Origin of the sequence: Hymenobacter tibetensis, from assembly GCF_022827545.1 — a bacterium.
In the GTDB taxonomy this organism is placed as follows: Bacteria; Bacteroidota; Bacteroidia; order Cytophagales; family Hymenobacteraceae; genus Hymenobacter; species Hymenobacter tibetensis.
The window spans coordinates 2,358,843-2,377,596 of sequence record NZ_CP094669.1 but is presented as its reverse complement, the minus strand read 5'-3'; the positions used below and the strand labels follow the sequence as shown (position 1 = coordinate 2,377,596).

At 56.2% G+C, this 18,754-nt stretch carries 15 protein-coding genes; 6 read left to right on the top strand and 9 right to left on the bottom strand.

The features are described 5' to 3' along the window. Positions 1-37 precede the first annotated feature (37 nt). On the top strand, positions 38-790 hold the full coding sequence (locus MTX78_RS09405) for an SDR family NAD(P)-dependent oxidoreductase (protein WP_243802013.1): 753 nt from the start codon (positions 38-40) through the stop codon (positions 788-790). A 254-nt stretch (positions 791-1,044) separates the two neighbouring features. Here MTX78_RS09405 and MTX78_RS09400 read toward each other — a convergent pair whose 3' ends face one another. The 5 genes from MTX78_RS09400 to MTX78_RS09380 all read right to left on the bottom strand — a co-directional run bounded on the left by MTX78_RS09400 (position 1,045) and on the right by MTX78_RS09380 (position 7,533). Next, complete coding sequence (locus MTX78_RS09400) at positions 1,045-2,502, bottom strand: TolC family protein (RefSeq protein ID WP_243802011.1); 1,458 nt, start codon at positions 2,500-2,502, stop codon at positions 1,045-1,047. Positions 2,503-2,552: 50 nt separating this feature from the next. Next, complete coding sequence (locus MTX78_RS09395) at positions 2,553-4,058, bottom strand: serine hydrolase domain-containing protein (protein ID WP_243802009.1); 1,506 nt, start codon at positions 4,056-4,058, stop codon at positions 2,553-2,555. Between the two features lie 52 nt (positions 4,059-4,110). Beyond that, on the bottom strand, positions 4,111-5,358 hold the full coding sequence (locus MTX78_RS09390) for an efflux RND transporter periplasmic adaptor subunit (RefSeq protein ID WP_243802007.1): 1,248 nt from the start codon (positions 5,356-5,358) through the stop codon (positions 4,111-4,113). Between the two features lie 314 nt (positions 5,359-5,672). Beyond that, positions 5,673-7,274: a family 43 glycosylhydrolase gene (locus MTX78_RS09385; protein ID WP_243802005.1), complete on the bottom strand. Its 1,602-nt coding sequence runs from the start codon at positions 7,272-7,274 to the stop codon at positions 5,673-5,675. Positions 7,275-7,374: 100 nt separating this feature from the next. Beyond that, positions 7,375-7,533, bottom strand: a complete 159-nt coding sequence (locus MTX78_RS09380) for a hypothetical protein (RefSeq protein WP_243802004.1) — start codon at positions 7,531-7,533, stop codon at positions 7,375-7,377. 1,417 nt (positions 7,534-8,950) lie between these two features. Here MTX78_RS09380 and MTX78_RS09375 point away from each other — a divergent pair. The 4 genes from MTX78_RS09375 (at position 8,951) to MTX78_RS09360 (ending at position 13,602) form a co-directional block, all read left to right on the top strand. Further along, a complete protein-coding gene (locus MTX78_RS09375; RefSeq protein WP_243802002.1) occupies positions 8,951-11,302 on the top strand; it encodes a TonB-dependent receptor domain-containing protein in 2,352 nt (783 codons plus the stop codon). A 521-nt stretch (positions 11,303-11,823) separates the two neighbouring features. Next, a complete protein-coding gene (locus MTX78_RS09370) occupies positions 11,824-12,255 on the top strand; it encodes a carboxypeptidase regulatory-like domain-containing protein (RefSeq protein WP_243802000.1) in 432 nt (143 codons plus the stop codon). A 143-nt stretch (positions 12,256-12,398) separates the two neighbouring features. After that, positions 12,399-12,779 (top strand): hypothetical protein, encoded by a 381-nt coding sequence (locus MTX78_RS09365; protein WP_243801998.1) that lies wholly within the window; start codon positions 12,399-12,401, stop codon positions 12,777-12,779. Between the two features lie 472 nt (positions 12,780-13,251). Then, the gene (locus MTX78_RS09360) at positions 13,252-13,602 is read left to right on the top strand and encodes a hypothetical protein (protein ID WP_243801996.1); all 351 of its coding nucleotides are present in this window, start codon (positions 13,252-13,254) and stop codon (positions 13,600-13,602) included. A gap of 80 nt (positions 13,603-13,682) precedes the next feature. Here MTX78_RS09360 and MTX78_RS09355 read toward each other — a convergent pair whose 3' ends face one another. Continuing rightward, positions 13,683-14,060 (bottom strand): hypothetical protein, encoded by a 378-nt coding sequence (locus tag MTX78_RS09355; protein ID WP_243801995.1) that lies wholly within the window; start codon positions 14,058-14,060, stop codon positions 13,683-13,685. Between the two features lie 148 nt (positions 14,061-14,208). Beyond that, on the bottom strand, positions 14,209-14,907 hold the full coding sequence (locus tag MTX78_RS09350; RefSeq protein ID WP_243801993.1) for a helix-turn-helix domain-containing protein: 699 nt from the start codon (positions 14,905-14,907) through the stop codon (positions 14,209-14,211). Between the two features lie 304 nt (positions 14,908-15,211). Between MTX78_RS09350 and hisS the strand changes: the two genes are divergently transcribed. After that, complete coding sequence (gene hisS / locus MTX78_RS09345; protein ID WP_243801991.1) at positions 15,212-16,621, top strand: histidine--tRNA ligase; 1,410 nt, start codon at positions 15,212-15,214, stop codon at positions 16,619-16,621. A 117-nt stretch (positions 16,622-16,738) separates the two neighbouring features. On the opposite strand, the gene MTX78_RS09340 is transcribed toward hisS, so the two are convergent. Beyond that, positions 16,739-17,584 (bottom strand): SDR family oxidoreductase, encoded by an 846-nt coding sequence (locus MTX78_RS09340; RefSeq protein ID WP_243801989.1) that lies wholly within the window; start codon positions 17,582-17,584, stop codon positions 16,739-16,741. Between the two features lie 253 nt (positions 17,585-17,837). Then, a complete protein-coding gene (locus tag MTX78_RS09335) occupies positions 17,838-18,743 on the bottom strand; it encodes a helix-turn-helix domain-containing protein (protein ID WP_243801987.1) in 906 nt (301 codons plus the stop codon). Positions 18,744-18,754 lie beyond the last annotated feature (11 nt).

Below are 18,754 nucleotides of genomic sequence, written 5' to 3'. Positions count from 1 at the left end.
TTTGTCGTGTTCACTTAACACCACAAACGCACTTCGTATGAGCACCTCCAAAATAGCCCTCGTAACCGGCGGCAGCCGGGGCCTAGGCAAAGACATGGCCCTTAAACTAGCCCAACAAGGCATCGACGTTATCCTGACCTACCGCAGCCAGCAGGTGGAAGCCGCCGCCGTAGTAGCCGAAATCGAAGCCCTGGGGCGCCGGGCCGTGGCTCTGCCCCTAGATGCCGCCAACATCAGCACGTTCAATACGTTCTTCGCACAGGTCACCGCGGCCCTAGCCGATACTTTCGGTACCGACCGGTTCGATTTTCTTGTCAATAACGCCGGCACCAGCCTAAGCGCCCCCATTGCTGAAACCACCGAGGCGCAGTTCGACGAAATGCTCAACATTCATTTTAAGGGCGTGTACTTCCTCACCCAGAAGGCGTTGCCACTACTCCGCGACGGCGGCCGGATCATTAATATTTCCTCCGGTACCTCGCGGGTTGCTTTCGCAGGAAGCTCGGCCTACGCTAGTATGAAAGGAGCGGTGGAAGTATTCACCCGCTACCTGGCCCTGGAGTTGGGCAGCCGAGGCATTGCCGCCAATGTGGTAGCACCTGGGGCAGTATTCGGCGGCGGTGCCATGACGGATACGCCTGAAATTCGCGCCTACGTGGCCCAGATTACGGCCCTGGGCCGCGTAGCCGAGCCTGACGACATCGGTGGCATTGTCGCCTTCCTCTGCACGGATGCCGCACGGTGGCTCAATGGCCAGCGCTTGGAAGCCACGGGCGGAATGATGCTGTAGCACAGCAATTAAACAATGTCAGTAGCCTGCCGGTAACCTCAACAAGCCCGCTGCTACCGGTGAATCCGGTAGCAGCGGGCTTGTTGAGGTTACCGGCAGGCTGAGCTGTGTGGACAGCATCTTACTTACAACCGACTATCAGCAAAAGGCCGTCATTATTAGATTCATGTCCACTCAGCCTAGGTAAGGCAGATTCTGGTAAGTCGCTATAATTTCTTTTAAGCTACAATCGACCTCATTCACTAAGCCCGTTTTTACTTTGCAGCCAGTGGTAGTTGCCGCTCGAAATCGTAGAGCGTGAGGGCACGCAGACGATAATGAGCCACCCAGGCGGCGCGCAATGCCAGAATGTAGGCGCGGCGGGCTTGGTCTTTTTCGGCGGAGGCAATGGTGAGGTCGGTGAGGCTGATGCGGCCAACTTTGTAGGTAGCCTGGGCAATGGCGTAGCGCTGTTGGGCCAGGGAATCGGCTAGGGTTGCGAGGGACAGTTGCTCCCCCAAGGTGCTCAGCTGGCCGGCTTGCACCTGCACAGTTTGCTCGAAGGTGGCCTCCTCCTGGCTGACATCAATCTGCACTTGGCGACGGGTCAGCTCGGCGGTTTTCACAATGGCCTTCTGGCGTCCCCAGTCTACGAGCGGCAGCGCAAACGTAAGCTGCACCTGCTGCTGGTTTTGCAGGGCTGCGTACGTGTCCCAGAGGTTAGGTGCCTGATTTACGTAGCCCAAGTTGGCCGAAAGCGTGGCCTGGAAACCGGTAGTGCCACGGGCTTGCGCTACCACCCGCTCGGCCTCCAACAAGCGGCGGCTGAAGGCCAGCACTACGCTCCGGTTTTGCCGGGCTTCTGTCAGGGCCTGCCCCGTTGGGACCACCAAGCGCGGAGCCGCCACCGGTACGGCCAAGCGTAGCGTTTGCGGACGCACCCCCGTATAGCTCTGCAATCTGACAGCAGCGTTCTGGGCATCTAGCTGACCTTGCGCCATGGCTTGGCGAGCGTTGAGTAGGTTCAGCTCCAGCCGCAGCAGGTCGCTCTGAGAAAGCTGGCCGAGTTGGTGCCGCTCTTTACCGAGGCGTAATAGTTCCTGGTTGGCTTGCACGTTCTGGCTGGCTACTTCAGCGTTTACCTGCTGCTGCAACACATCAAAATACAGCTCTGTAATGCGCTGGGCAATGGTTTCACGCTCTTCGGCGTACAGCCGCTGGCTTTCCTGGTAGCGCAGCGGCTCAATGCGCCGCGCCCAGCGCAACGAGTTGAACCGGCCAATGGGCTGGGTCAGGCCGATGGCCACGGGCTGGTTGTTGTAGCGCTTCAGACTGCGGTTGAAATCATCGAAGCGCTGCACTTCGGAGGCCACGAATACCTGCCCGCCCGTTAGGCCGATGTTCTGGCTGGCGGTCAGGGCCAGGTTGGAGTTGTTGATGCGCACGGCCCGGAAGTCGGTGGTGCCGTCGGGCTGCACGACTGGCGTTACGGCCCGGCTGAAACCGGGCACCACGCCTTGCAGGCCCAGTTGGGGCTTGTAATCGGCTTGGTAGCTGCGCCACTGCCAGTAGCTTTGGTCGCGGCTGGTTTGGGTTTGCTTGGCCACCGCCGACTGCGCTAGGGCTAGCTCGATTACTTGGTCTAGGGTTAGCTCATTCGCCAAAGATTGGGCAGCGCCAGGCTGGGGCCCGAAGTGTAGCAGCAGTAACAACAGGCAATTAAGAGGCTTCATAACGCGCAGAAATAGAAGTTCACTATGGTGTAGGAGCAAGTCAGCAAAAGCTAGTGTGCCAGACCGGCCAACTTCTGCTTGGCCAGCGGGGGCAGTTCCTGCTTCAGCATTTGCTCCATCTCGGTGAGGCGGCTCTGGCTGATGTTCTCGTTTACTAGCAGCACAATGCCCACGCCCTGCTCAGGATACAGCACGAAGCGGGTGTTGAAACCAATCGACTTGCCATCGTGGTAGATGCGGCGGCTTCCGTTGCTGTCCTTGTCGAGCATCCACCCCAGCCCCATACCCGGTTCGGCATCGGCGGTGGAGGTGCGCTGGTGCGCTAGGCGCATAGCAGGCTCGCGCTCCGTGAGGTTGGCGGCGGCGTATTTCAGCAAGTCGGCGGCAGTGGAGCTTAGGTTCGGTCCGCCCCAATACCCCGTGTAGTTGGGGTGCTGCTGCGGCTGCTGGCGCCCATCGTACCCAGTGGCGTAGCGCTGGTGCTCGGCAACAGAGAGCACCCGCTTCGTGTCCGACATGCCGAAGCGGCTTTGCACGTAGCGCGTCACGAGCTGCTCGTAGGGCTGCTGGTACGCACGTTCCAGCAGCAATTGCAGCACCAACATGGCCACCCCATTGTAGCGGTAGGTGGTGCCCGGCTTCGTGGTGAGCTGGAAGTTGTGCATGTCGCGCAGCAGGCTGTCGGCAGAGTATTGGTTGTAGTAGGCTGTTCTTTCCACCAGGTTCATGCGGTTCCGGCGCTCGATCATGGCGGAGCTGTATACCCGCGCGGTGGTAGGCATCCCAGAAGTGTGGTTGGCCAGATCCAGTACCCGAATGGGCTGGCCCTCAAACGCCAGGTTGGGGTACTGCCCCGGCAAATACTGCCGGATGTCATCGGTCAGCTTCAGCTTTTTATCTAATACGGCCTGGGCCAGCAGCGTCCCCACGAAGGTTTTTGCCACCGAACCCATATCGTAGTACGTGGCAGAAGTAGGCAGCCGGCCGGAGCCCTTTTCCACTTCCCCGTAGTTGTAGAAGGCTAATTTGCCTTGCTGGTAGATGCCGATGGACAAGCCCGCAGCATCGGGGTGCTGCATGTAGAGGCTAGCTGCGCGATGCACGGCCGCATCCAGGGAGCTTTTCAGCTGGTTGTCGGTCAGGACGGGAGCGGTGCGGGCTGTAGGCTGCGCAATGAAATCCGAAATCGTGTAGTCATCAATGATGCCGGGGGCTGGCGAAATCAGGCGCACACGCAGGTTTTGCTTTTCGCCGCGCCACTCAAACTCGTGGTGCTTGCCTTGCTCTTTCAGCGCTACGGAGGCTAGCACACGGCCCGTTTTGTTTTTCAAGCCTGCGAGGTACGTCGCCATGCTCCCGGCTGGCTCCAACCGGCGCAGTGCCGCACTGCCGTATGCCTCCGTTGCCTTGAAGTCACCGCGGTTGAACTGCGCAGCCAAGGAGTCGCTGAACTGCTGGTAAGAGGTGAAACCGGGCGTTTGAGCTTGGGCCGGCGCGAAGGATAACACTGCAGCGGACAGTAGCAGCGTGGCGGTTAAAGAGCGGAAATACAGCATGGAAGGCAGAGAAAAGCGTTGGAAATAGCTAGAGAGTAGGGCGCTGGAAAACTTATTCAGTGAGGGTGAGTTCGGGCGTTTCGAGGTGCTCCTTCATGTCCGACACCACCACTTCCTCGCCGGGGCGCAGGCCCCCAATGATTTCCACGAAATTCAGGTTACTGTCGCCGAACTGCACCACGCGCCGCGTGGCCTTACCATCGCGCACCACGAACACTGGCTGTTCTTTGCCGCCTTGGTAGAACGGTCCGTTTTTCACCCGAACCACGTTGTGATGGGCCTTGGTCACCACAAAGACATCGGCCCGAAGGTTGGAGCGGAGTGCCGGGTGGTGGTCTTGTGCCAGGGTGGCGTAGAAGGTCACCACGCCTTTTTCTATAGCGGGGCTCACGGTACTCACGGCACCGCGCAAATCGGTGTCGTTGATGCGGATTACCACCGGGTCACCGAGGTGCAGGGCGTCGGCGTAGGCGTCGGAAATGGTGGCCCGCACCCGGAAGCGGCTCAGGTCGGCTACGCGGGCTAGCGGGTCGCCGGCCTGCACCGTGGTACCCAAGTCTTCGTTCACCCAGGTCAGCACGCCGGGTTGCTGGCTGCTGATGTTGGCCTGGGCCAGTTTACCCGCCAGCTCGGCAATGCTGCGGTCTTGAATCTGCATGGTGAAGCCCAGCTCCCGCACATCGGCCACGTTGGCGGCGCGCTGGTTGCGGATTTGCTCACCCAGCCGCTTCAGTTCTAGCTGCGCTATTTTCAGGTTCAACTCGGCTTGGCGCACGCTCTCCGAGGTGCCTCCCCCAATCTTCAGCAGGTACTGCTCGTCGCGCAAAGCTGATTGCAAGCTGCGGACCCGCACTAGCTGCACCTGCTCCTGGGAGCGAAGGTCGTTCAGGGCTTTTTCCAGACTGAGCTGGAGTTGGCTGTTCTTGTTGCGGTTCTGCTGCTGCTCGTCTTGCAGCTTGGCCAGCGCCGACGTGGTTTGCTCTTTATCGAGTTCCAAGATAGTCTGGCCCGGCAGCACCTTGCTGCCTACCGCCACCGTTACCTGCCGGATGGTGCTTTGGATGGGGCTGGTAATCACGGCCTCGTGGGCCGGAATGACCACACCCGCCGCCGTGAGGGAGGCTTCTACGTCACCGGTTTCCACTTTGGCGGTCAGAATGGCGTTGCGTTCCAGGGTGGGCTTTAGCACGTTGCGAAACGCAAACAAGCAAGCGACTAGCAGCAGTAGTGCCCCCGCGCCAAGCAGCCACGTACGGCGCTGGCGACGGTTCTGGGTGGAAGTTGAAATAGCTCTGTCCATTTTCGTACAGGAAGGAATGGGATTCCCTTACTGTAAGCCAATGGCCGTGCCATATTCATAAATCACAAACAATCAATTACTTAGAACTGAATACAACAAACTACCCTGCCATTAACCTGTCCATAAATGGACAACGTGTTCGGCTTTGAAAAGCCTTCTGTTCACTTCCGGCAAGCAAAGAGCCCGACAACTTGCGTTGTCGGGCTCTTTATGCTGCATAACATGTAAACTACCTTATAACAATAAGCCCTTGCCTATCAGTAAGCCACTTATATTATAATCTTAACCTAATTACTCTTTAAAAGAACCAGCTACTAGCGTTGATTACGAATGGCGAAATGATTGAAGGCTACCATGGAAGTGGCTGGTCCTTGCGCCAACAAGCCTACCCGGATGCCTCGGTCCCACGGTGGCAAGTACGTACCGTTGAGCGCGAAGCTGTCGAGTACTACTGGCTGCCAACTGCTGCCATCCACGTTGTACGTGAAGCGGAAACGCTGCCCGCCCCACGCTTCCAAGCGCAGATTCAAGGTTTTGCCCGTTGGCAGGTCTATCTTAGTGATGCACTCGTGCGTGCCCCCTTTCACCGACCACACCTGCAGGGTACCATCACCGGCTACCAATGCCAACGCATTATTGGGGTCACCAATGGCTGATAAGCCTGCAAAAGTAGCCGGCTCCAATGAGCCCAACTCCACGGCGGTAGTTACTTTGTAGGTGGCCGTGAATGTGCGCTGCGCTATCATCGAGCCCATGCCAGTGGGGCTAGCAGTGAGCAGCAACTGTCCGTCGCTCACTCCTACCTCCGGCTCCCGCCCGATGGGCCACTGCCACGTGCCAGCCAAGCAATTCCCCATGAAGGTATCCGATACGTTCAGGATGCTCACGTCATGCAGGGGAGCCGCTTGTGGGCTTTTGTTTTCGAACTCAGGCCAGCCTTCCTCGTTCCAGGTGAACTCGCTCAGGATGCCCTGACGGCCCACAAATTCGTGGCTCTGGGCATGATACGCGTGGTGCAGCAGGAACCAACGGCCCTCGAACTCGGCTACGGTGCCGTGGCCTGGGCATTTCCAGGTGGTATTTTTCTTAAGAATCGGGTTTTCGGGGCACTTCTCCCAAGGTCCTAGCAAACTCTCGGCACGGGCTACACCAGTAGCATACGTGCAGCACTTGCCGCAGCAGCCATTACCAGCATAGAACATGTAGAAGTAGTTGTTGTGGCGCACAATGGCCGAACCTTCTACCAAGCAGCCTTCCCACGGAGCGTCGTTGCGGAACAGTTCCACCTTCTTGCCTACCAGTTTGGTATGCGTGGCGTTGATGCGCTGCGCCCAGATGGGGGTCGGCTTCTTATATGCGTTACCGTCTTCCTTCCACACCAGATACAAGTCCCCGTGCTCGTCGCGCATCGGGAAGCCGTCGATGGAGCCGTAGCGCTGTGCCACCAGCGGGCCATGATCGGTGTAAGGACCAGCGGGGTTGTCGGCGCTGGCTACGCCAATGGCTAGCGGACCGCCTTTCTTACGGGCCGTGTAGTAGACGTACGTTTTGCCATTTTCATGAAAAATCTCTGGCGCCCAGAAATTAGCTTCTGTCCATTCCGGCAACGAGTCGTTGGTTGGGAAGACGTGGCTCACTAACTGCCAATCTACCAGGTTGGTGGATTTGAACAGCGGGAAAACCGGGCCCCACTCCGCCGAAGTGGCACTAGCCCAATACGTATCGCCTATTTTGGCAATTGTCGGATCGGGGAAGTCACCAGGCAACACCACGTTGGCGTAGGAGGTAACAGGCGCTGTCGACACGGGAGGAGCCGTGCTGATGGCCGTATTGGTAGCGGATGCAGGAGCACAACCCGTAGCGGCAGCTGTATCCGGCGTCACAATCTGAGCTGGTGTTTCTAGTTCGAAAGACACAACAGAAGAGAGCAAAAAGTGAAAAAGAACAAGAAGAAGGCAGTGAAAAGGAAAGCCACCACTGTTTGCAGCCTATTCCTTACGCTATGATAAGTTGATGTTAGGCCTGCCCCACTACAGGGGTCCAAACCGTGTTGAGCGTAGAGCTCAGAAGATAAAAGCCGGTGGGATGAGCCAAGACAAAAAGCTGATTGACGCTGGTAAATACATTCCAGTTGATTTCAGTTCCCTGAGAAGAGCTTATCGAAGAAGTATTCATAAAGTTAGATTTTTTCTAAAGCCCCCCATACACCTACTCCTACTCTCGCCCCTCTGTTGCCTTCATTTCCGGTAGGTAATTCAAAGGTAAAACTTTAGTTGTAATACCCTAACACAAAGCCAGGACAGCCTTTTCGCCTTTTGCCCTGATTTCTGTAGCTACCTGCATAATTCGGGCCAATCCAAATCATTTTCAATAATTCTGCTTATAAAAAATTATAACTTTACCTATGTTTTAGAGCCTTTGCAGCCTCATCGAATAAAGGCAGTCTATTTTGGCGGCCTAAAAAAAATTATGCTGTTGGCTAACTTTTTTAAGTTTATAAGCCCTGACTAGTAAAACATTCCTTACCAGAGTGGAGGGAAGCATTGCTATTAGCTCCATTCTGGTGTCAGTAAGGCACTCAGGCAATAGATGTAATCCATCTAATTAAGTGGCGCGTTTGCAACTAGTGGTCCTTTCTATACCACTCGGCTGACGTTTCCATCTAGCCAAGTAGAGTATACTGTATTAAGCCCACTCTTCCCTGTCACTATAGTTAATGGCAGCTGGAAGGGCGGTTTGTAGGTGCGGTACTTTATAATGCGCCGCTGCCTTTGTCGTCTGTTTGAGACGTTGGTTGACTCTGGAGTCCCAACCCCACTAAGGTGTTACTGGCAAGGTGCCGAGACAAATACTCCAGTAATATGCAGCTGCGTTAGGCAACGCTTTCCTGTCAGCCTTCATCTACTGCCTACAACTAGACGGTTAGCCAATTGATTACCAGCAAACAATTACACCTCTGCCGGTATACGCCCGTCTTTTTTCTAGAACTGGCTAGTTGCATTCAATTTCTCTTTCCGGCTAAAAACTGCTTTCACAGCGTTTTAAATAGTCTTTCTGACAAGTAATAGCTGATTGGTTGAGGCACTATATGCAGAGAACAAAATTATTTATCGAAGGTACCTTGCGTTACATAGTACCTTCTGTTACCTTTGGATCATTAATTAGATAATCTCTCTGCCGCACCACTGGTCCTGAACGGGGCACCACCGCGGCAGACACCGGACACCACCTCGCCAACCGGGCAAGGTGCTCGCTCGCTTGAAAGAAGCATGCGCTTGTTTCCGCGAACCACGTGTTTCGGTCGATTTGTGCCTTGGTGCAGCACCGGGGCATCTCTTCTTATTGTGCCTGAATTTCTGGCAAAAAGCCAACCAGCGGAACCGCGGCCGCCTGGAACGGACCCTCTTTGCCCGATTCGTCCACTTACTCACCATTTCCGATGACTTCCTTTCCAACTAACCATGCACTGCGGTGCCTAGGCCTCCTCACTGTGTCTTCTGTATTTGCTGTTTCCCCTGCTGAAGTGTTGGCTCAAGCGCCCGCACCTCAAAAGACTGCAGCAACTACCGCAACGGGCGGCATTTCAGGTGCTTTGCTCGATTCCGCGACCGGGCAGCCTCTTTCGTTTGCTAGCATCGTTTTGTTGAAAGCCCAGGGCGACAGCAGCTTTGTAGCTGGCGCACAAACCGCCGAGAACGGCGCGTTTGAGTTGCCGAAAGTAGGCGCTGGTCAGTATGTGCTGCGGGCTACTGTGCTTGGGTACAAGCCCCTCCGGCAATTGGTTACGCTAACTGCCGCCGCTCCCAGCGCTCGGCTTGGCGCTCTGAAGCTGCAGCCCACTGCCACGCAGCTGGCTGGCGTAACGGTGCAAGGAGAGCGGGCGGCCGTGCAGGAAAGCCTCGATAAGAAGGTTATCAATGTTGAAAAGGATTTAAGCAGCGTAGGCGGTACCGCCGTAAACGTTCTACAAAACGTGCCCTCTGTAACGGTAGCCGCCGATGGTACCGTGAGCATGCGCGGCAGTTCCAACATCACTATTCTGATTGATGGCAAGCCCAGCAACGCAGCGAACAGTGGCGCGGGCGGCAACCGGCTAGAGCAGATTCCAGCCAGCTCCATTGAGCGGGTGGAAGTAGTTACCAACCCTTCGGCCCGCTACGACGCAGCCGGCGCGGGTGGAGTGCTCAACATCATCTTAAAAAAGCAGAAGAAAGACGGCTGGAACGGCCAGGCGGCCCTCACGCTTGGCACCCGCGAAAAGTATAACCCTAGCCTCAGCTTGAACCGCCGCATTGGCAAGCTCAACATGTTTGGGTCCGTGGACATTCGCAACGACCAGTACCGCAGCAGCTCGTGGAGCGACCAGTACACCCTGCTTGAAGGCGAGAGTTTGCGTACGTACCAAGTAGGCAACAACGCCCGCCACAGTAAAAACTACAGTGGCCGCCTTGGCTTCGACTATACCTTGCCAGCCAACCAAAGCTTGACCGTCACCTTCGAGCCAAACTTCAACCGCTCCGCTAATAGCGGAACCCAGTTGGCTACGCTGACGGGTGCAACGGATGCGCGCATTGGCAGCTTGTTCAGGGTTACGGAGAACGTAGACAACCTGGAAGGCTCCGTGGACTACCGCCGCACCTGGGACCAGCACAAGGGCCGGGAGCTGACCGCCAGCACCAACTACACCTACCTCGATGCCGACGTACAAATTGGCCAGCGCAACACCGAAGGCAGCGCCGATTTGCTGGAGTGGCGCCAAGGCCTGCTAGTGGATCTGCACGCTGTATCCGGCCAAGTGGACTACGTGCACCCCTTGGGCGAAAAAGCCCGCTTTGAAACCGGCTTGAAAGGCCAGTGGCAAACCAACGGCGGCACCGACGACTTCCTGCGCCAGCAGGCCGACGGCCCCGGTTTCGAGCGGCAGCCAGACCGGTCCTTCGCCTATGATTTCAAGGAATATCTACAAGCGGGCTATGCCACGTACCAGCAGGAAATAGGCAAATGGCGCATGCAGGGCGGCTTGCGGGCCGAGTATACGAATACAAGCGGCGAGGTGGAGGGTGGCTCGGGCCCATTCAAGCTTGAATACCTGAACCTCTTCCCTTCTGCTACCGTGGCACGCACTCTTCCTGGCGCCGACCAGCGCGTGCAGGCTAGCTACTCCCGCCGGCTCAACCGCCCCAATTTTATGCAGCTGTTGGCTTTCCCACTCTACCAGGATCAGCGCTCCTACCGGATCGGCAACCCGACGCTACGGCCCGAGTACATCAACGCGTTTGAGTTGGGCCACCAAGTAACGCTAGGCCAGGCGTCGTTGACCTCAACGCTGTTTTATCGCCAGACCAACAACGCCATCCAGCGGCTGATTCAGGTTGATACCACCGCCACCCGTTTGTACGGTGCCGGAGCGGTTGTAACAGGGCAGTACAGTGCCAACTTCGGGCAGGCTACTAGCTATGGAGCCGAAGTTTCGCTCAACCAGCCCCTAGCCAAGTGGTGGCGCCTGACGGCCAGCGGCTCGCTGTTCCAGAACACGGTAACGGCCGCAACGGGCAACGAAGCCAACCGCCGGGTGGTATCGGGCACGGCCCGCGTGATGAACTCCTTCACGCCCACGCCTAAGCTGGATTTGCAACTGACCGGCAACTACCGCGCGGCGGCTGTCACGGCCCAGGGTCGTATTGCGCCCGTCGGCTCGGTTGATGTGGCCCTACGCCAACGCCTGTTCAACGACCGGGCGGCGCTTACACTGCGGGTATCAGACATTTTCAACACGCAGCGCAACCGCACCGAATCTGCTACCGAGAACTTCAGCGCCACCTACTACAACAAGTGGGAGTCGCGGGTAGGCTACCTCGGCTTCTCGTGGTACCTCGGCTCCAACAAGCCCCCAAAGAAGATCGAGAACCAGCAGCAAGGCGGTGGGGGCGGATTTGGTGGCTAACACCTGACGCCAGCACCCTACCTGAAAATAATTTTTCACTGGTCTGTAACGTCTGCCAACTTGGGCAGTATCCACATCAGAAACCAGCTACTTAAGTTCCCTTCCTCATGCTATTGGCACCAAACAAACCGCCCGGCTACAGTGGCAACCCCGGTCCGAGTAACCGATAGTGCATAGCCAAAAATATTTTATCTCACTCAGGCATCTATTCTCTTACTGCCACCATCTATATAGGCAGTTGCACATCTTCCCGGCAGACAGCTAGCTACTTCCGCCGTTCTTTCCCGCTCCTGCTTCGGCCCGCGGCGACTTCTACCTCTCAGTAGCGTCACGGCCATCCGCCCGCCGAAGATGCTCCACCGCTCGTGGTGGGGCTTTGTCCCAGCCGCTTGCGCTTGAGCGAGCATATCCCTGGGCCCGACTTCCTTATCTGTTCTTACTGCCCCTGTTTTCTCGGCAGGCCTGCCAATGCTGGTAAGCCGGCAGGTGGCTCTCTGCGTCCTTTTTTTCCTAACAACAACATGAAAACTTCCTCGCTGAACCGCTCCCTGATTGCTTTCATCCTGTTCATGACCGGTCTACAGCTCTCAGCACACATCATGGGCAACGGCGCCCTCACCGGCAACCTCCGCGACGGTGACACCAACGAGCCCATTCCGCATACCAACGTGGTGCTGCTCCGCGCCACCGACCACCGCTTGGCAGCCACTGGCACCACCGATGCCCAAGGAAACTTTCACTTCCGCAACGTACCAGTTGGCAAGTATCTAGTACAATCTACCGCGCTCGGCTATCAGGCCCAGCAACCTAGTGTGGCCCTCATGCCCCTTCGCAAGCACCAAATGGGGGCACTTACCCTGCGTGGTATGGCTAGCCAGCCTGTTGTTAAAGGCAGCCGCAACGCAGTAGCGCAGCAAGTGAAGCAGCCTACTGCCGTGAAGCCAGCTGTCTAAAGCTCCTGCGGCTGCCTAACCGCTCCCGCGCACTTCCGATTTGTCCCTGATTTTTTTGACTGCCTACTGGCATCCTGGCCATGCCATGGCCTGCCCTCCGGCTTCCATTCAACTTCCATCCTTCCTTTTACCCTTCCAACGTCATGAAAACCTCTTTGATTTCTCGTTTGAGTGCCGCCTGCGTACTAGTAGTACTTTCTGCCACCATGGCTATGGCCCAACAAACTGTTTACTCAGAAGCCCCAGTAGTAGCAAAGTCAGGCTACTGGAACTTGATAACCGACAAAAGCACTCCTACTTACACGCTCGTACGCTTCTACAACGACGAGCACGAGCTCTTGTATGAAGAGCGCCTAGAAGGTGTTTGCCTCGATCCTTGCAAGAGCCTTGCCTCTCACCGCCGCATAGCTCGCATGCTGGGCACCACATTGCAGCAAGTACAACGGTTGCAGGCTAATTCCTTGGTATCAACCAAATTGGTAGCGCTAAACCGTCACACCCAACGGCTGTACGCTAGCCGCTAAGAGTTACGTTTCGCCCAAAGAGCCATTTCTAAGTGCTGGGGTGAACGTTGAATTGCCAGTGTTCAGGCGCTGGCATCTGAATCTAGAAGAATAACAAAGCCACCGAAAACGCTCCCCTCCAGTTGTAACTGGAGGGGAGCGTTTTCGGTGGCTTTGTTATTTAACAGAACAGCATTGTATGTGATTGGTAGCGAAGCAGCTGGCGCCTTTATAGGCCTAGCTAGAATATGTACTACTATGCGCAACACCTATAGTCAAGCTTGACACCGCCACGGCGGTGTTATTGGGCTTGAGCAATAAAAAGTATAAATGCTATCAGAATATCATGTTTAAGGGCAACCAAAGGTGTTAACACACGGTAAAATCCTCAATCTTAGCAGCCGAATGACGGTTGATTCCGAGCTTTACACCTAAGCGAAGTTCAATAAGATTGGTTTTGTGCGGTTCTTATTCAAATCCTGTTATCTCACGAATGCTTGACGTTTACCGAGAAAACCTGCCGAATGGCTTTTTGCTGATTCTTTCTCCTGATATCGCCAACCAGCAGGGCGAAGTAAAGCTTACCCGTGCATTGCATCGGGCCAGCCGTAGCGAAAAACGCGCTGTCCTTGTGGACTGTAGCTTAGTGGAACGGCTCACCGAAGACGCCGTAGACCTACTGCTGGCATATGCTTTTATGTTGCGCAACCAAAGTCGTCGCTTGGTGCTTTGCCACGTGCCAGACGCAGTTAGCCACCATTTTCTTAATCTCGACGCAGCCTCACAGCCCTTACTCGTGTCATCGTTGCTGGAAGCAGTAGACGAAATAAACGCCCCTGACTAAACTCCTACTCTGGCATAAATGCCTAGCTCTCTGTCACCCCTCCTAGGCAGCACTTGTCTGGGGCAGGTGGCAGAGGGCTGTTAGCGCACGGCGTATACGCGCTGCACGCGGCGGCTCTGCCCGAACTGGGTGGCCAGCAAGGTGGCGTGGGGCGCACGGTCAGGAGTCCGCAATACTTCTTGCAAGGCCACGTTCAGTTGCTTGGCCGTGCGGCGGCAGAGGCCGTTGCCTTTGCTCAGGTCCAAGCATAGATTATTGAGGCGCTCTTCATAAACTAGTTGGTTTGAGCTGTTGTAGAAGCGCACAATGGTGTGGTTGCGAGTGGTGAGGTTGGTTTCCAGGTTCCAGTAGCCGTTGGTGGGCACCGCCTTGGAAGGCCGAGGGCTGGCAGTGACCGTCAGGGTAGCCAAGAGCAGCAAACTGGTCAGCACGGAGCCGAGCATAGGGGAAGTTTTCATAACACAACAGGTGAGATGGGGGGTGAAAAAGGGCAACGCAAAGCCACTAGGCCCGATAAGAGCCTTCACGGATGGAGTAAGGAGGAAAGTGGCTGGAAGCAAGAGCCCCTAGTTTTGCTTGACGCAAAGGCAACTAGCTGAGGCAGGGTCAGGCAGCCCGAAGAAAACGCGGAGACAGGTTTTGGTGATGGAAATAAGCCGCCGGCGACTCGCCCGTGTAGCGTCGGAACTCGCGGATAAAGTGCGCCTGATCGTAGTAGCCGCACCGAAGCGCCACGTCCACCCAGTTGGTGGCAACTTCGTCTTCCAGTATCTGAAACACATAGTTGAAGCGCGCTAGCCGGGCGTAGTGCTTGGGCGTAACCCCTACCTTTTGATGAAACTGCCGCTCTAGTTGGCGCTTGCTAAGGTTTACGGCGTGCGCCAGGGCGTCAATGTTCACTTGCCCATGTCGGCGCTGAATCTGGTCGGCCACGAAGTTGGTGGCTCCGAGGCGAGGCTGCACGTGGCGCAGCCGAGCCCGTAACAACTCCTCACAGGCCTGTGCACAGGCAACTGGGGTTTTGGCAGTGTGTAGTTGTTTCATCAATTCACGCACAAAACCGCTCACGGCCCCCTCTGGCGCTAGCGCAGAGCCGGTGGCAGCCAACAGTGCTACTCCAAAGAGCTGATAGAAGCCCGCAGCCTTGAACTGCACTCCAAACCCACCAGCTTCGTTGCGCCCTTCTAGGCAGAGGTAATCCGGCACGTATTTCAGCGGCAACCACTTATCTAGTGGCTGCAATGCACTGTCGGCGAAGAAGCTGGTTTGGCATGGGTCACTAAATATAATAGTACGAGGCGGCACGGGCACGTCGGTAGCTTTTGGCTGCCTTTCGGTAGACGAACTTGCCCTTTCCCACACCCAATAATGCTGCACAAAAGCAGCCATTGGCAACGATGGCAAGAATTTCGACGCGCACATATCCCCCTCTTCTATGGATTGAAAACCGAATAAGCTAGTATGCTTCGGAGTATATCCAAGGTACGACCAACCACAGGCCGATTGATTGTAAAAAAGCGACATCCCACCTCACATAATCGGGTGAGTATGGGCTCCACAGCAGGGTTTGCGTAGTTTTACGTTCCGTTCTGCTTCTATTCCTGCACTGATGAGTACCCCGAAACCCAGCATTCCAAAAGGCACCCGCGACTTTGGCCCGGCCGTAGTGGCGCGCCGCAACTATATTTTCGGTGTTATCCGCCGCACGTTCGAGAAGTTTGGCTACGCCCCACTTGAAACACCGACCCTTGAAAACCTGTCGGTGCTGACTGGCAAGTATGGTGATGAAGGCGACCAGCTGCTGTTCAAGGTTCTTAACTCCGGCGACTTCCTCAAAGATGTGCAGGCCGAGGACCTCGCCAACGAGGACGGCAAAGCAACCCGCCGCGTACTGCCCAAACTAGCCGAAAAAGGCTTGCGCTACGACCTGACGGTGCCCTTCGCGCGCTACGTGGTTATGAACCGCAATACGCTGGTGTTCCCCTTCAAGCGCTACCAGATTCAGCCCGTATGGCGGGCCGACCGGCCCCAGCGTGGGCGTTACCGCGAATTTTACCAGTGTGACGCCGACGTAGTAGGTACCGACTCGTTGCTCTGCGAGGCAGAAATCGTGCTCATGATGTGCGAGGTCCTCAACGGCATCGGCCTCACTGACTTCACCATCAAGATCAACCACCGCCGAGTGCTGAGCGCTATCTACCAGGCGCTGGGCGGCGAGGGTACGGAAGTGGACCTGTTCACCGCCATCGACAAGCTCGATAAAATTGGCGTAGCGGGTGTGCAGAAGGAACTCGCGGAGCGGGGCTTTTCCGAGGAAGCATCCGGCAAGCTGTTCGCGCTGCTGAGCGTGGAAGGCAGCTTCGAGGAGAAGCTGGAGCGCCTGCAGGCCGGTTTCGTAACGGCCGGCGTTGATGCCGACAATGCCACCGCCGATGGCTACAAAGGCCTTCAGGAGTTGCAGCGCGTGTTTGACTACCTACGCGACTTCCAGTTCGGCGAGTTCAACCACCTCGACTTCGATGTGACGCTTGCCCGCGGCCTGAGCTACTACACGGGCTGCATCTTCGAAATCAAGATCAACAACGTGAACATGGGCAGCGTAAGTGGCGGCGGCCGCTACGACAACCTGACCGGCGCCTTTGGGCTGCCGGGCGTGTCGGGCGTCGGTTTCTCGTTTGGCGTTGACCGGCTATACGACTGCCTAGAGGAACTGAACTTGTTTCCGGCCGCGGTAGCTACCACTACGCGCTGTTTAGTCGCCAACTTTGATGCCGAAGCGGAGCGGGCTGTACTGCCCGCGCTACGCCAACTGCGCGAGGCCGGAGTGGCCAGCGAACTGTACCCAGAAGCGGGCAAGCTGAAAAAGCAATTGCAGTACGCCGACCAAAAAGGCATTCCGTTCGTGTTGCTACAAGGCTCCGAGGAACGGGCGGCCGACCAGTTCAAGCTCAAAAACATGACCACTGGCGAAGAGAAGCTATTGGCCTTGGAAGAGGTGCTAGCGGAACTGGCAAAATAGAGAGCTAGCCAAGCAAACAAAAGGCAGCCCAACTTCGGTGAACCGAGTTGGGCTGCCTTGTATGCTAGAAGGGGCAGGGAAGAGCACCGCCTGCTACCGGCAGGGGCTGTGTTCCACTTAGTCTGCAGTGAAATTGGTGGCAGTAGCTACTTCTTCCCAAGCGGCCCGCTCCTGCTGCACTGCTGCTTCTTGCTGCGCTGCGGCCTCATACGCATCGGGGCCCAGGAAAAGGTGCAGTGGCGGATTGGTGGAGTCCGCAACGGCTAGTAGCACGGCCATAGCTTTTTCAGGGTCGCCGGGCTGCTGGCCATCGTAAGCCGCCCATTGCTGCTCGGCCGCACGCACCTCGGTGTACTCAGCTACCGGCTGCGCAGGCATCATGAGGGAGCTGCCCGCCAGGAAATCAGTCCGGAAGGTGCCGGGGTACACAATCGTGACGTGAATGTTGAACGGCTTCACCTCGGCGGCCAACGCGGCGGACAGCCCAGCCACCGCAAACTTACCGGCTGTGTAGGTGGCAGCCCCAGGATGCTGCCCTGAGTAGCCTCCAATAGAGGCCAAGTTGAACACGTGTCCCGAGTTTTGCCGCCGTAAGTGCGGCACGGCGTGGCGGATAACGTTGAGTACGCCAAATATATTGACGTCGAGGTTGCGGCGGACTTCTGCGTCGGTTAGCTCTTCTATGGTCCCAAACTGAAGATAGCCGGCATTATTGACCACTACATCGAGGCGGCCAAACGTGGCTACCGTTGCGGCAATGGCCTGCTCAACACTTTGCTCGTTCACCAGATCCATTTCCAGCGGCAGAAAATGGTCGGATGGGCCTTGGCCTACGGCCGCTGTGAGGGCCTTGGTGGTGCGGGACGTGGCCGCAACGTAGTTGCCTGCTGCCAGAAGTTGTTTAACTAAAGTCAAACCCAGGCCTTTTGAGGCGCCGGTGACAAACCACACGTTGTTTTCCATTTGAAGGGTAGGTAAGAGTGTACTCCTTGTGTTGTACAAGGCGATACAAAGGTTGCCTACTTGCTTACCAAGGAATAACGCATTTCAAACCGTTACCTAATGATTTCAAACAACTAGCCTGCTCGTGGTCTACTACAGCTACATAGCCGCACAGTCCTGGTCCTTTCGAGGCAGCAGGAATCTGAGTTAGCTCATTCTTAATAAATCACTCAGATTCCTCCTGCATCGGAATGACAGGGCCGGTTTGAATATGCTACGCACGCAGGGCCTTGGGAGTAAGGCCAGTGTGCTTCTTGAAGAAGTTGTTGAAGTACGTGGGGTATTCGAATCCTAGTCCGTAGGCAACATCCGTAACACTCCAATCGGTGTGCTGTAGCAAGGCTTTGGCTTCGCTGATGATGCGCTCAGCAATGTGCACGGTAGTGGTCTTACCAGTTAGTTCACGCACAGCACGGTTCAGGTGATTGACATGCACAGAAAGGCAATTGGCAAAGTCGCTGGCCGTACGCAGTTTGAGCGGCCGGCCGGGCGAGTCGATGGGAAACTGGCGCTCCAAGAGTTCCGTGAACAGCGCCACAATACGACTAGCCGCGTTTTGGTGCGGATAGTAGGGTTTTTGAGGCTGCATCTTCAACGCCTCGTGAATAATCAGGTTCAGGTAGTTGCGCAGTAAGTCCTGCTTGTAGGCATACGTGGAGTTGTTCTCCAGCATCAGTTGCTGAAAAAAGCCGTGCAACGTGTTGTACTGCCCCTCATTGGGAAAGAAAATAGGGTCGTTGCCAATCTTGAACAGCGGAGAATCCTGCAAGCTGGTGCTACGGTCGTTGACGGAGAGAAATTCCTCTGTGAACAGGCAGAAATAGCCGGTTTGGGTTTCTGATACCACCTCGCACGAATACGGAACCAACGGATTGGAGAAGATAAGCGCTGGACAATCAATGCGCACCCCTCGGTCGGCGTAGTTGAACTGATAAACGCCCCTCAGCAACGATACCTTGTAGAAGTCCCGGCGGTTGTAGGTTAGATCCTCGGCGCACAGCTGCTCGACGTCATAGACATTGAAGCGGCCGGCTCTGACAACTTCTGGCGAACTAGTGGCCATAGGGTTGGCATACCCTTGCGTCTCAAGAAAAGAATCAATGGATTCGCTGGCTTTCATACACCAAGTTA